General features: G+C 31.2%; 14 protein-coding genes. 4 read left to right on the top strand and 10 right to left on the bottom strand.

The annotated features are described in order from the left end of the window. Positions 1-198 precede the first annotated feature (198 nt). The gene (locus OTK55_RS03915; protein ID WP_274870720.1) at positions 199-1,698 is read left to right on the top strand and encodes a 2-isopropylmalate synthase; all 1,500 of its coding nucleotides are present in this window, start codon (positions 199-201) and stop codon (positions 1,696-1,698) included. 143 nt (positions 1,699-1,841) lie between these two features. After that, positions 1,842-2,114, top strand: coding sequence for a DNA-binding protein Alba (gene albA, locus OTK55_RS03910; protein WP_274870719.1), 273 nt, complete (start codon positions 1,842-1,844; stop codon positions 2,112-2,114). Positions 2,115-2,250: 136 nt separating this feature from the next. Here albA and OTK55_RS03905 read toward each other — a convergent pair whose 3' ends face one another. The 6 genes from OTK55_RS03905 to OTK55_RS03880 all read right to left on the bottom strand — a co-directional run bounded on the left by OTK55_RS03905 (position 2,251) and on the right by OTK55_RS03880 (position 7,609). After that, positions 2,251-2,901 carry a transposase gene (locus OTK55_RS03905; RefSeq protein ID WP_274870718.1) on the bottom strand — a complete coding sequence of 217 codons (651 nt, stop codon included), beginning with the start codon at positions 2,899-2,901 and terminating at the stop codon, positions 2,251-2,253. A gap of 176 nt (positions 2,902-3,077) precedes the next feature. Further along, entirely contained in the window at positions 3,078-3,566 is a 489-nt protein-coding gene (locus OTK55_RS03900) for a helix-turn-helix domain-containing protein (protein ID WP_274870716.1), read from the bottom strand. 170 nt (positions 3,567-3,736) lie between these two features. After that, entirely contained in the window at positions 3,737-4,975 is a 1,239-nt protein-coding gene (locus OTK55_RS03895; protein ID WP_274870715.1) for a beta-alanine-activating enzyme beta-propeller domain-containing protein, read from the bottom strand. A 14-nt stretch (positions 4,976-4,989) separates the two neighbouring features. Further along, complete coding sequence (locus OTK55_RS03890; RefSeq protein ID WP_274870714.1) at positions 4,990-6,114, bottom strand: ABC transporter permease; 1,125 nt, start codon at positions 6,112-6,114, stop codon at positions 4,990-4,992. Next, complete coding sequence (locus tag OTK55_RS03885) at positions 6,104-7,177, bottom strand: ATP-binding cassette domain-containing protein (RefSeq protein ID WP_274870713.1); 1,074 nt, start codon at positions 7,175-7,177, stop codon at positions 6,104-6,106. Before OTK55_RS03885 ends, OTK55_RS03890 begins: the two co-directional genes overlap by 11 nt. Beyond that, entirely contained in the window at positions 7,178-7,609 is a 432-nt protein-coding gene (locus OTK55_RS03880; RefSeq protein ID WP_274870711.1) for a PadR family transcriptional regulator, read from the bottom strand. It lies immediately after the preceding gene. A 272-nt stretch (positions 7,610-7,881) separates the two neighbouring features. Here OTK55_RS03880 and OTK55_RS03875 point away from each other — a divergent pair, with 272 nt between their 5' ends. Together OTK55_RS03875 and OTK55_RS03870 are read left to right on the top strand one after the other, a co-directional pair. Continuing rightward, on the top strand, positions 7,882-8,973 hold the full coding sequence (locus tag OTK55_RS03875) for a DUF362 domain-containing protein (protein ID WP_274870710.1): 1,092 nt from the start codon (positions 7,882-7,884) through the stop codon (positions 8,971-8,973). A 10-nt stretch (positions 8,974-8,983) separates the two neighbouring features. After that, on the top strand, positions 8,984-9,826 hold the full coding sequence (locus OTK55_RS03870) for an AAA family ATPase (protein WP_274870709.1): 843 nt from the start codon (positions 8,984-8,986) through the stop codon (positions 9,824-9,826). A 6-nt stretch (positions 9,827-9,832) separates the two neighbouring features. Here the strand turns inward: OTK55_RS03870 and OTK55_RS03865 are convergent, their stop codons facing one another. From OTK55_RS03865 to mtaB, 4 genes are all read right to left on the bottom strand, one after another. Beyond that, entirely contained in the window at positions 9,833-10,618 is a 786-nt protein-coding gene (locus OTK55_RS03865) for an HAD family hydrolase (protein ID WP_274870708.1), read from the bottom strand. 76 nt (positions 10,619-10,694) lie between these two features. Continuing rightward, a complete protein-coding gene (locus OTK55_RS03860; protein WP_274870706.1) occupies positions 10,695-12,335 on the bottom strand; it encodes a methylamine methyltransferase corrinoid protein reductive activase in 1,641 nt (546 codons plus the stop codon). 334 nt (positions 12,336-12,669) lie between these two features. Continuing rightward, complete coding sequence (gene mtaC / locus OTK55_RS03855) at positions 12,670-13,518, bottom strand: methanol--corrinoid protein MtaC (RefSeq protein WP_274870705.1); 849 nt, start codon at positions 13,516-13,518, stop codon at positions 12,670-12,672. 27 nt (positions 13,519-13,545) lie between these two features. Further along, positions 13,546-14,937, bottom strand: coding sequence for a methanol--corrinoid protein co-methyltransferase MtaB (gene mtaB, locus OTK55_RS03850; RefSeq protein ID WP_274870704.1), 1,392 nt, complete (start codon positions 14,935-14,937; stop codon positions 13,546-13,548). Positions 14,938-15,243 lie beyond the last annotated feature (306 nt).

Below are 15,243 nucleotides of genomic sequence, written 5' to 3'. Positions count from 1 at the left end.
ATATAATATTATTAAACACATCTAAAGATGAAATACTAAAATTCCTGTTAATTGTTTATATCCAAAAATAGGTGTAAAATTATCCTAAGAGTAAAGAATATAGTATTAATTTTTATTTATTAAGATAGTAATGCTAGATAAGATTAAATAAAATAATAAAAATAATATATATTAATAAAATTTAGGAGTGAAAAAATAATGACATACAACCCACCATCAGATGTTATGATTTATGACACCACTCTCAGAGATGGTGAGCAAACACCTGGTGTTACGATAACAACTGATGAAAAAATAACAATAGCAGAAAAATTAGATAAACTCGGCGTTGATGTTATCGAATTGGGTTTCCCAGCAGCATCTAAGGGAGAACAAGAAACATTCAGAGAAGCAAGTAAATTAGGTTTAAGCGCACAACTCAGCGGATTAGCAAGAGCATTAACAAAAGATATTGATAAAGCAATTGACTCTGACGCTGACTATATACATACATTCATAGGAACATCACCACTCCATAGAGATTATAAACTTAAAATGTCTAAACAAGAAATATTAGACAAAGCTGTAACAGCCGTCGAGTATATTAAAGACCATGGAATTGTAGCTGAATTCTCATGTGAAGATGCTACAAGAACAGAACTTGATTACTTACTAGAAGTTTATGAAGCAGTTCAGGAAGCTGGTGTAGATAAGATTAATGTACCAGATACTGTCGGAGTAAGTATTCCTGTAAAAATGAATGAATTAATTTCTAATCTACGTGAGAAGATTAATGTACCTATAAGTGTACATTGTCATAATGACTTTGGATTAGCAGTTGCTAACACTTTAGCATCAGTAGAAGCTGGTGCACAACAAGCACAATGTACAATCAATGGTCTTGGTGAAAGAGCAGGAAATGCTTCATTAGAAGAAATTGTAATGGGTTTACATAAGTTCTATAAGATTAATACAAATATTAATACTAAATTACTAGTAAATACTTCTGAAACAGTTTCAAGAATTACTGGAGTAAAAATGCCACCTAATAAGGCAATTGTCGGAGAAAATGCATTTGCTCACGAGGCAGGTATACATGTACAGGGAGTTCTTGCTAACAGTGAAACCTATGAACCAATGAAACCTGAAGAAGTTGGTCATAAAAGAAGAATTGTTCTTGGTAAACTTACTGGTGCTAATGCTGTGAAATCAAAACTTGATGAATATAACATTAAGTTAAATGATGAACAATTTGATCAATTATATTCTCAGATTAAAGCACTTGGAGATAAAGGTAAAACTATTACAGATATGGACTTTAGATCAATAGCAGAGGCAATACAAGGAAAACCTACCGAAGAAAGAATTAAATTAATAGGAATTAATGTAATGACTGGTGATAACACCGTTCCTACCGCAACTGTCAAGTTAGACATTGATGGTGAAGTAAGTTACTGTGCAAAAACTGGTGTAGGTCCAATTGATGCAGCTGTAAATGCTATTCAGGAACTTGTAAAACAAGTTGTAAATCTTGAATTAGTAGAGTACCATATTGAAGCTGTCACCGGTGGAACTACTGCATTTGGAGAAGTATTCGTAATTACTGCTGATGAATTAGGTAATAAAGCCACTGGAAGAGCTAGTGATGAAGATATCGTAAAATCTAGTATTGATGCTGTGCTTAGTTCTGCTAATAAATTATTAATGCTAAGAAACTAAACACACCCCTTATTCTCCATCTTATTTTTTTATTAAATAGAATTCTTTGATTTATAGCAGAAATAGATAATATTAAATATAGTGAGAAATAAAGACAATATTAAGCTATAAAATTATAGTTTACTATAACGGAGGAAAACAATATGCCAGAAGAAAATATAGTATACATCGGAAATAAACCAGTAATGAACTACGTATTAGCTGTAGTAACACAAATGAACAGCGGAGTAACAGAAGTAATATTAAAAGCAAGAGGCCGAGCTATAAGCAGAGCTGTTGATGTTGCTGAAATAGTAAGAAACAGATTTATATCTGATGTTGATGTTAAAAGTATCAACATAAGCACCGAAGAAATTGTTGGAAACGAAGGAACTTCCTCCAATGTTTCAGCAATAGAAATCAGATTAAGCAAATAAATAAAATAACTATAATTATTTAAACAAAATATATTTTTTGTTTTTATTCTTTTTTTAAAATATCTATTATTTAATTTAATGTATTCCTTTTTGGATGAATATATCTTCTTTCTATCAATACTCATTTTATAGTATTTTACCAAATGTTTATACCTAAATATTCATTAACCCAATTTGTGTAAAATGATGTTAAATCAACTATTTTATAGAATTCACGTTCAAATATTTCTATTAATTTGTTTAAATTTTCATACATTGATTTATATATTTTAGATTTAATTTTACGCCATACATCTTCAATTGGATTTAAATCAGGGCAATATGGTTTTAAAAAGATTAAATTTATGTTCAATATTTCACAGGCTTTTTCAACAATTTTAGCATGATGTATTCTTGCGTTATCTAAAATAATATTTATTCTTTTTTCTTTTGAGTTTATTTCCATTATTTTTGGATTTGATAGGTTATTCAGTAATCTTAATCTTTTTTCATACCCTATTTTTCTTGAATTGTTGTTGTCTTCTTTCCTGCAAATCTTTTGAATTTTTTCTATGGAAATTTGTTTGGAATTGTCATTATATAGTTCATCATTGATTTTATTTATCAAATCCATTTCATTTAGTGATTTAGAGGATAGATATTTTTTTATTTTTTCATCAGATAAGTTTTCATTGTTTATTGCATCTTTGATTAATTGTTTACCTAATCTATTAGTCATGTTTTCAATACGGTAATGGCATAAGGTAATTACAAAGTGAAATGCATTGTTTTTTGTATTTACCTCCATATATGAGTTGCAATTGATTCCTTGAAATCCAGTTACATTTATTCCAAATTTTACTGGATGTTTTGTTTGTATATTTTTTTCTCCAGGAGCATATAATATTCTTGTAACATTTGGAACATTTTGACAAGATGTTTCATCTAAAAAAGCAAAATATTCTGTTTGTATGTCTGTTGTCTTTAGTTTTTTTTAAGATCTTCTTCAGGATTCTTAGGACGTGTGTTGTATTTAATGAATGGTTTTCCATAGTTTAAATTTAATTTTTGTCTTGTAATAACCCATACTTGCTTCTCACTATATGTTATACCATATTTTTCTTTAATTAAGTTTCGTACATCTTTTAAATTATATTTCTCTTCATTTCCAGTTATGATTTCATTCAATTCTTTTAATTGTTGATCAGTTAAATATGATTTTCTTCCACAATTGGAATAATTTGAAAATAAACCATCAACGCCATTTTCATTATATTGTTTGACCCAACGTTCGCCTGTTTTTCTTGAAATATTAATGTTTTTTGAGGCTTTAGCAATACTTTCACCATTTGCAACCATGTTAATTAACAAAAGACGCCTATAAACAGTGTAATATTCCTTGTACTCTTTCAGCATGTCTGAAATTTCTGAAAGTTCTAAATGTTTTTCAATTTTATTATTAAATTTTTCCATGAATATACATTTATAATCCATTAGGTATAAACTTTTAGTAAAAAACTATAATTAGTAATTTTTTTTGTAATGTATTGAAATTTAATTTTCAGTAGAAAAAGTTCTTTTTTTAAGAAAAAAATGTTAATAAAAAAAATTAATAGGGAGAGGATTATTTTAGAAGAATTTACTTAATTGTTCTTCCTTTTGTATACCTTATTAATACCGTATGCAGCTATTACTATTATTGCTGCTACTATAATCCAGTAATATGTATATACACTTGTTGGACCTATTTGTTGATCAGTGTTAAGTGAGTATACATGACCATCTTCTGTTGCAAAGAATAATGATCCACCACTAGTTACAGGTGAGCTAGTTATACCTCCAGATATGTTTGGTAAGTATCCTGGGTTGTAACTCCATACTGAATCTCCAGTAAATTTATTGTATATATTCATACTACCAGAATCTGTTCCTATAGCAATATTGTTTCCGAATATGGATGGTGTTCCATTGATTGAACTTCCTGTGTCAACATCCCATTTTTTAAGTCCGTCTCTTGTATCCAATGCATATACACTACCATCTTCTGTTCCTACATATAATGTGGATTGTCTTGCATCAATTGATGGTGATGATGATACTGGTGATTGTGCATTGTATGACCATACATCTGATCCATCTTCTGCATTAATTGCATATACCTGATTATCATCTGAACCTACATAAACTGTTCCATCTGATACTGATGGTGATGATTTTACATCGTCACCTGTGTTGTAAGTCCATTTTACTAAACCAGTGTTTGTATCAATTGCATATACTTTATCATCGTCTGAACCTACATATAATGTATCTCCGTCAATTACTGGTGATGATTCTACAGAATCACCTGTTTTGTATTGCCATGCTACAGAACCGTCAGCTCTGTTAAGTGCATATATGTTACCATCGTCAGATCCAAAGTATACTTTTGATGAATCTACTGCTGGTGAAGATTTAATACTATCTCCAGCTTTGAATTTCCAGTTGTTGTCACCGTTATCTGCATTATTTGAATATAAATATCCATCATCTGAACCTACATATACTGTACCACCGTCTACTGCAGGACTTGATTCTATTGCACCATCAGTTGTATATGTCCATGATTCATTTCCATCTTGTGCATCTAATGCGTATAATGTTCCTTCTTCTGTTCCTAGATATACTTTATCTCCATATAATACAGGTGTTGTATTTACACTGCCATTTACAGGTACTGTCCATGTTTGTGTAGCGAAGGAGGCATCTTGTGGAACATATCCAGTATGTTTTTGATTACCCTGGAACATTGACCAATCAGCTGCCGATAGAGAAGTTATACTTCCCATTAATACACAAAATACTACTAGGCATATTGCTAATTTTTTCATGTGATTTTTCATTTTTCAACCTCCGATTAAATATCTCTGTTAAATCTTAATACTCCTACTATGAAGAATAGTAATGCAAATGCTAATAATACTATTATATCTACAGAAACTGATCCTAATCCAGCTCCTTTTAACATTACTGCTCTTATTGCATCATTAGCATATGTTAAAGGTAGTATGTAAGCAATTTTCTGTAATACCCATGGCATGGTTTCTGTTGGGAAGAAAACACCAGATATGAACATCATAGGCATTGCTATAGGCATTACTATTTGAATATAATCTTCTTGGGTCTTTGCTGTAGCTGAGAACATTATTCCGAATCCTACAAAGCATAATACACATATCAACATTATTAGTAATAATAGTAATATATTTCCTTTAATCATTATACTGAATAATAATGATCCAGCTATTAATAATATTATTGCCTGTATCATTTGACGTAATACTTGGGAAGATATTTTTCCTGCAAGAACTGTAGATACACTTGTTGGTGTCATGAATAAACGAGCTAATTCTCCACGTTCACGTTCACCTGCAATTGAATTACCCATTGTCATCATTGAAGACATGAACATTGTCATTGCAAGTACTCCTGGCAGTAAGTAGTCAATATAGTCTAAATCACCATATATCTTATTTACTTGAAGTTTTATAGCCTGTGTTGAATAAGCTATTGCATTAGTAGATGTATTAGCATTTACTTGTTCTGTTTGTATTTTTTCAGATAATGATGAGAATATTTTCTCAGTTGTTGGAACTAATGACGCTGTCGTTTGTTGGTCTGATGAATCTACATACAGCACCGCGCTACGTGAATTACTGTCTTCGAAATCACTTGAAAGTATAATGGCTGCCTTATATTTACCATCATCAACATCATCTTTTGCATCATCAGGATCCGTTACAATATCCTTAATATCATACGTGTCATCTGATTTTAGTGCGTTGATTGTTTCATCTGTTATTGGTCCGTCTGATTGTTTTACTATGATTACTGGAGTATTATCAACTGTTCCTCCCATACCCCAACCACATAAAGCAATCATCAATATAGGAAATATAAATAAAGAGGCTAACTGCACTTTATGTCTCCATAATGTGAGGAAGTCTTTTTTAATCATCCATTTTATTTTATTAATCTCCATCTTTAATCTCCCTTCGTTTTTTAGCTGTAATGGATACAAATACATCTTCTAATGTAGGGTCGTTTGTTTTTATTGATGCTATATTTCCACCATTACTTAATATAGCTGTTATTACGTGGTTAACAGAAGTTTCAGAACGTTTTAATGAAATATTTAATCTTCCATTACCTATATATTCTGCGTATTTTACTACGTCTAACTCTCGAACAGCATTAATCATTTCCTCTGTGATGTTAGATACTAATACTGTGATTTCCTCGTCTTCATCAGTTAATGATGCTCTTAATTCCTTGATTTCTTCAGCATTTGCATCTTCATCTTCTTCCTCTAAATCTAGGATGATGTTTCTAATTCTTTGATTATTTTCTTCCCTGTTTCTTAATAAATCATCTTTAAGTCCTTGAGGAGTATTGCTTGCAACTACTTTACCAGAGTCTATGATGTTAATGTTATCACATATTTTATCTACTTCATACATGTCGTGTGAACATAAGATAATTGTGTGTCCTTGATCATTTAAGTCTATCATTAAGTCCCATAATACTCTTTTAGTGGTTGGGTCTAAACCTACTGTAGGTTCATCTAAAAAGAGTAAATCTGGATTATGTATTAAACTTGCAGCAACTGATGTTTTTTGTTGCATTCCACCAGATAAATGTTTTATGTATTTATCCTGAGCATATTTAATATCAACTAATTCAAGTAAATCATCAATCTTCTGTTCTTTAGTTTTTTGATCAACATTATAGAAATCTGCACATAATTCAACATTTTCCCGTACTGTTAAATCATCGTATAAGCTTACCTTTTGAGGTACCATTCCTATTTTTTCTCGAACTTTATCAGGTTGAGTTGTAATATCAAAGCCAGCTACTTTTGCTTCACCGCTGGTTTTAGGAATAAGACATGTTAACATTTTTATTGAGGTTGTTTTACCTGCACCATTTGGTCCAAGTATTCCACCAATAGTTTTATTTTCAATGAATAGATTAAGATTATCTACTGCTTTAAAATTGTTATCATAGACTTTTACCAAGTCATGAGTTTCAATAGCATATTTCATCTATTCACCTCCTGTTTTAGTAAATATTTTATCATTAAATATCATATCATCAATAAATGAGATTATCTTTGCGTTTTCAGGTCTTTCTTTAATGAATTGTTTAATTGAATTCAATGTTAGAACACCTTCATCAGTAATTTCATACATTTTAACTTTATGATTTCCATTAAGTTCCTCAGAACTTTTTATTAGACCATCATTTTCTAATGAATGTAATAATGGGTATATGGTACTACTATGTATAACTTTCTCACCAGGTACTGTTACAGCAGCTTCATTGATAACGTTCATTATACCGTATCCATGTATTTTTTTCTGACTGATTAACCATAGTAAAAAAATATTACGTGCACCTCTTAATAGTGAATTAAGAAATTTAGTGTTAATGATATCAGTCTGCGCTGATTCATGTTCCTTGTTTTCTGTATCCACTAAGTCACCTCCATATTACTGAAAAAAATTTAACTTTCGTTAATTAAAATAATAATTTTCAATTTAAGTACAATATCTTATATATAATAAATATTATATATAATTTTTCTGAAATAACAAAAATATTATATAAAAAAAAGAATACCTATAAAAAAAATAAATACTTAAAAACCACGATAACTCCCGAATAAAGTGTTAAAACATAAAATATATTAAAATACTTATAAATAAAAAAATAAAAAAATATCTAGAAATGAAAGGATAATAACAATATGACAAATGAAGTATACTTAATTGATGTAACAAACAAATCCGAGGACAATATACCACAAAAAATACAGACATTATACGAAACAACACAGTTCAACGATAGAATCCAAAAAAATGACAATATAGCAATAAAAACACAATTCATTGAATCACGTGATACAACATACATCAAACCAGAATATATAGAACCTATTATAGAATCAATAAAAGAAAAGGAAGCATCACCCTTTTTAACTGATACTAACACACTATTCAATGGAAAACGAAGTAATACCGATAAACATTTAGAAGCAGCAAACGAAAAGGGTTTTTTTGATTTAAACATTCCATTAATTATAGCTAACAATACACCAGCCGATGAAATAGAAGTAAAAATCAGTAAAGCAGTATTTGATAAAGTCAAAGTAGCAAAAGAAATATATGACAGTGATGCAATGATTGTAATATCCCACATAACAGGGCATACATTAACCGGATATAGTGGAGCAATAAAAAATACAGGTTCAGGGTGTGCAACAAGAAATGGTAAAATAGAACAACATAAACTAGCAGCACCCTTCATATCAAGAATAGCATGCCTAGCATGTAATGTATGTATTGACTTATGCCCGGAAGAAGCCATAACAGTCGACTCAATTGCACATATTGACTATGATAAATGCATAGGATGTAATAATTGTATAAGTGACTGTCCGACAGATGCAATTAAACTAAACAAAATAAAATCAGAGGAATACATGAAAGCAGTGACCGAATACGCATATGGAGCAATAGAAAATAAAAAAGACAAAACATTATACATAAACATTTTACTTAACATTAATCCAGACAGTGATTGTAACTCCTATGACCAGAATCCAATCGTTGATGACATAGGAATTCTGGCAAGTTATAATCCTGTAGCAATAGATCAGGCAAGTTATGATTTGATAAACAAACAAGAAGGAAATGAAAACTCAATGCTTAAAAATAATCATGACCCTGAAAAAGATAAATTTAAGGGATTATGGCGTAATATTGACTCCTATTTCCAATTTGATTATGGTGATGAAATAGGATTAGGAAGTAAAAAATATAACTTAATCAAAATATAAAGAGGATACTATGAAAGAAATAGACGAAATCAACAAAAAATTAGAGGAACATAATTATATCTCTAATGATCAAATTAATACAACATTATTTTTAGCATTTAAACTAAAAAAACCAATACTCATAGAAGGACCACCAGGAACCGGTAAAACAGAACTAGCAAAAACAATAGCAGATAGTTTTGATAGAGATTTCTTTAGAATTCAATGCTATGAAGGAATTACCTTTGAGCAAGTTGTAGGAGAGTGGAATTATCAGAAACAATTATTATATCTAGAACTAGCTAGAGAGAATAAAGAAGACATGACAATATTTTCTGATGAATTCTTCATACAAAGACCATTACTAACCGCATTTAGTAATGATAAACCATCAGTACTGTTAATAGATGAAATTGATAAAGCTGATGAAGAACTAGAAAGCTTCCTATTACAGGCTCTAGGAGAACAACAAATTACTGTAAATGATTTAGATACCTTTGATTTACAGAATGATTTAATAGTTGTACTTACTTCAAATGCACAGCGTACATTACTTGATGAAACTAAGGACAGATGTCTTTACTTATATATTGATTATCCAGATTATGATCGTGAGGTAAATATTATTAATAAACGAGTTCCGTTAGCAGAACCTAACCTCATCAATGATGTTGTGGAAAAAACACAAAAAATAAGGAAGTTAGATTTGTCAAAAAAGCCATCCATAAGAGCAACAGTTGATTGGGTTAGATCATTAATTGCATTAAACGAAATCCCACCGACACGTGAGGCTCTTGAAAATACGTTGAATGTTATTGCAAAAAATGAGGATGATAAAGAAAAAATTATCAATGAAGTTCTTAATAAACTTTAATTCCTCTTAATCTTCTTTTAATATATGAATTACTTCAATGATAGAATTGATAGTATAATCAGATGATTTTATTAAGGAATCGGGTACAGTTTCACCCTGTTCTAATGTAAGTATTCCACAGTTTGCTTGTTTTATTGCTAGTTGATCATTTGTATTGTTACCCACCATGTATACATAGTTTCCATTTTTTTGTAACATTTCAACTATTTCCTGTTTACCCCTCATGTCCCTTGTATCAAATATATTACTTTGAGGTATGTTTAAAATAGAGGCTATCTTACTTAGTGATTGTTTATTATCACCAGATACTATGTAAATATTCAGGCCTAATTTATTTATGTAATCTATGACATTTCTTGTATCTTTAAAAAACATTCCTCCTGCAGTATATACATAATCAATTCTACCTTTTTTCATGTCAATAATCAGTGCAGACCCGCTACAGATTTCAATATTATACTTATCGATTAATGATTTTGCAGACGTTTTAATATCCTCTATTGATGATTTATCATTACACACTGCATTAATCACATCATTCTTGGAGAATCTTTCATGTGAATAACTTATCTCAAATTGTGTTGGATGTTCTTTTAAAAAATCATGTATTGTTCCATGTTCTTTTATTATTTCAGGAGTTGGTGTTTGTATTACAACTATAATTCTATCATTTTTTTGATTAGTGATACCTATAGTATTTGTTTCAAAAAGAATTTTTTTAGTGGACATATCAAGTAGTGCTGTTACTCGTTCTAGTATTGTACCAGCATTATCAAAAACTATTGATTTCATTAATGTTTCACCGAAAGAATTAATATGATTAAATTTTTATAAAATAGTATTTGAAAAGAGATAAAAAAGAGAAGCATTATAAGTTAGATGCTTCTTCTCCTTCAATGTAGAATAATTTTTCATATAAGAATACTTTTTGTGGACAGACTCTTTCACATCTTAAACAAGCACTTCCATTACAGAAGTCAGAACGAATAGTTGCTACACCATCATTCATTGTTAAAGCATCCTCTGGACATTCTTCTACACATGCACCACAGTTTACACAGCCTTCAACTTTATTTTCTAGTTTTGTACCTACTTCTTCAATAATAGATAATCCATTTACACCTAAATCAGGTATATCACTTTCAAATATTCTGTGTATTTCAGGGTCTTCTTCTAATTCAGGGAGATTACCATATCCATAGGTTTCTAGCCATTCATCATATTTCCATAATGGCATGTTTTGTTCACATACAGCTAATTCCAGACCATATATTTTTTCAAAAATTTCTGAAGTAGCTAATGTAATATGGTTACCTCTCATGTTATCTGCAATTTCTTGTAATTCTTGTAGTAAATCAGGGTTTTCAACAATATCTCTTGCCATTGCTAGAGAAGTGTTACCTATCTGATATATATCCCATGAACAAGCTGGAATCTGACCCACTGTTAATGATTTAAGAGGGTCTACATAAAATCCAGAAGCTCCTGCCATGTATACTCCATCAATATCTTCTAAGTCTATACCTGCTTCTACACATAAAGTTATATGTGCTGCTCTGAATGCACCTAATGCTTTACCTATTTCTGTTAAATCTTTTTCTGATAAGTATACATCATCCTGTAAGTTAATTTTTTCATCTGGTGTATTTATCTTAGGTATTGATATTACACCCTGTTCTGTACCAACACTGTATGCTGCTATTACACCAGTACCAGTAATACCTCTTGCTTTTGTGTCTGTTTTTCCTGGTTCTACTACTTCACCAGTTTTAACATTGATTAAATCACAATCTTCTACTTTTAAGTCATTGTTTAGTACTTCATTTCTCCAATCGTCACCCTCAGGTATAACGTCAGATATTGCTCCTGGAGAAGCTAGCATACCACATTCAATTGCTTGACCTTCCATTGCTGGTCCTGCTGCAGCTGAGCATGAGTATATTTCACCATCAATTACTAATGCGATTTCTGCGTTTGTACCAAAGTCTGATACTAGGTATATACCTTCTTTGTTTATAACGTCAGATTTCACAAGCATTGCTAATGCGTCTGCTCCTATTTCGTGTTTAATTGCTGGTGGTATGTATACATCTGCATCAGGATTTATGTCTAAACCAATATCTCCTGGTTTTATTGTTTGTGCATTTCTTTTTGGAGGTGTTATATGCATTCTTTCTACTGCATTGGTTCCCCAAAATGCTAAATCTCTTATTTCAATGTCTTGGAATAATGATAATTGTATAGGGTTTCCACATACTGCAAATCTTACAATTTTTGATTTGTCCACTCCTAAATTATCAACTACTTTATTTACAGCTTCCATAATTAATTGGTGTGCTTGTTCTCTTCCAACATTTACTGCAAAGTGTAAGTGATCCATTACATTTGCACCTGGAATTGGGTGTCTTAATGTAACTGTTGTTGATATAGTACTGTTATCTGAAATATCTATTGCTTGGGCTCTGATACCACTAGTACCTATATCCATTGCTATAGCATATTCTACCATATTATCATCCTCTCTTTATACATTTTTAAATTATATAGAAAATAGTTTCATTTTAATGTAACTTTTTCTACCTTATTTAAAATATAGTATTTTGTAGAATATAAATATAGCTAGAATTTTTTAAAGTAATCTCTAAAATTATAGATAATAACGGGATTATAGATTAAAATAAGATAGTATGTTACTAAAAGAGAGTAGAATTAGTAGTTATTTATAAAAAAAAAGCTTTATTAAGTATTAAAAAATTAAAAAAAAGAAATAAGAAGAAAAATATTATTTCCTCTTATTTTCCCATGAAATTATTTAAAATGTTATGGTAGAATATCTAAAGTATCTAGGAGTATGCAGCTACATATTCTCCAACAATGTCAGAGTATTCTTTTCTGATATCTTCCCAAGTTTTACCTTCATCTACAATTGCATCTGCAATTTTTGGTACGTGGTATGCTTCTACACCGTAGAAAGTTTGTGGACTTTCTTCTACGAAGTCACGACGTACAGCTCCTCCACCACATCCAACAGGTGTGTCTATACCTGCTTCTTGTAATGCAGCTACAATTTTTGAGAATTCTGTCATGGTTGTTGTCATTAAAGCTGTTGCTGTCATGAGAACTGGTTTGTTTTCTTTTGCTTGTTTTACAACTTCTGTTGTAGGTACGTCACGACCAAGGTCTATTGCATCGTAACCGTTAGCGTTTAAGAACATAACAATTAGGTTTTTACCAATATCGTGTGGGTCTCCTTCTACAGCAAATGTCATTACAGGTGCTTTTGTATCGGATTTGTGTCCTAATTTTTTCTCACAAAGAGCTACACCAGACATCATTGCGTCACCAGCAAGCATTAAATCAGGTAAGAAGAATTCACCTTTAGTATATAATGCACTTACACCATCCATACCTTTCATTAAAGCATTGTTAATAAGGTCTATTGGATCTGCATCTGCATCTAAAGCTTCTTGAACTTTAGCATCACATGCATCTTTGTCACCGTATAGTACGGTTAATGCTAATTCTCTTTTAATTCCTTCTTCTGAAGGTAAGATTTCTGCAACTTCTGGGTCATCTTCAGGTTTGAGAGCTGGACCTTCTATTTTTACGTTGTATCTTACTGCGATATCTTCGTATCCGTTGTCTCCTCCGAATACTTCTTCATCATATTTTGCTAATGGACTTTCAGACATGTTAATACACTTCCTATTTTTTTATAATTATAACTCATATTGTGATGGGTCGTGTTCTTTTACTTTTCTACTGTATCGTTTGATACATGCTTTTGCAAATTTATCTTTGTCTTCAGGTAGTTGTTCTATGGTTTTTTGTGCGGAGTCAAGGCTATCTCTTTCAAATCTTGTTAAGTATAATTTTTTAGCGTCAACTGCTTCGTTGATTATTGAGATTCCTTCTAATCCTGCTGCACGTGCTCTGAGGTATATATCTTCTCCTTCAGCTACGATAGCTTCACCTATTCTGTATGCATTATCATATGCAAGAACGAGTGCTTGTGGATCTCGGTATTTATCTGCTAATGTGTACATATCTCTTAATTCTTCTGCTTTGTTTATTTTTGTTGCAGTGTTCATTAATGCACATTCGTAACCTAATGATTGTAACCATACACCAGTTGTTGGTCCACCCATTTCTTCTCTGTTGTATACAGATTCGTTACTCCAACAATCTACTACTGCACATGCTAAGTTACCCATTAAATCTGAGTGAGCACAGGTTGCGTTTTTACCTTCTGCACAGATAGGTACTCCTGCTACAGCTTTTACTATAGGGTTTTCGTATCCACAGTCTTTTAGTGGTCCTACTGCTCCAGCTTCAACTGCTACTAAACTTCTTGCTCCAGATATTGCTCTTGCTACTGCAGCTAGTGTGTGTGATACGTTTTTACTGGTTAATCCACCAGCAAGGAACATTGCAGTGTTTGCTTGTGCACAGTCTGTATCTCCACCAGGTACACAGTAACTGTATTTACTTGCTATATCTGAAATTTTTGTCCACATGTATTCCATATCTATGGAACCTAATAATCCTATACCGTATAATATTGCACGGATATCTCCTCTTGATATACCGTAATCTGATACTACTTTACCACCAATAGTTTCTACACATAGGATTGATGCACCGTTTTCTGCACATGCTTCGAATGATTCATCCATTGCTACGTCAAAGTCAGATCCTCTGAGTCCACCCATATCTTCCTCACGAATATCTGCTACAGTAGACATTAAGGATGCTTTTGCTCCATATTTGTCATGGAATTGTTCTAATTGTTCAACTTGTATAGCTGTTGTTTTTTCAGATATTTCTCGGCTTTTTGTTTGTTGAGCTACGTGTTCTTGTTCTATCTGAAGTGTTGGTAATCCAATAGCTGCTGCACGGTCACAAGCGGAGAATGCTATGTTTTTTGTTGTTGCTACCATTCCTTCAACACTTGTTTCTGATCCTTCAGCTGGTGCTACTTTAATGTTAGGAACTACTTCTCCTACACCTAATTTAACATCAAATCCATATTCTACAGGATGTGCTGCTTTTCCAAATACTAAATCATCTGCTGATTTGTTTTCCATTTTTGTAAAACGTTTTGTTACCATATATTTCACCAATTATATAAATCATATAAATTGTCTTATACCCACATGAATATTTTAAATGTATTTCAAAATATTAAGATAATTAAATCTTGAGATTTTTATGTACTACCTTAATACTTACAGTTAATACATATAGTATATCTAAATATAAAAAGGTTTTAATAGACATCAAATTATCTAAAACATAGCATATGTACGTATTTTAGAATCGATAATTCATATAATTAAGAATATTCCTAATTAACTGTTCTGTTCAGTTTTTTTAAAAATGAATTATTATTTAAATGTATTACCTTAAATAAGGAT

Source organism: Candidatus Methanosphaera massiliense, from assembly GCF_028890305.1.
GTDB classification, from domain to species: Archaea; Methanobacteriota; Methanobacteria; order Methanobacteriales; family Methanobacteriaceae; genus Methanosphaera; species Methanosphaera massiliense.
This window is presented reverse-complemented; position numbering and strand designations above follow the sequence as displayed.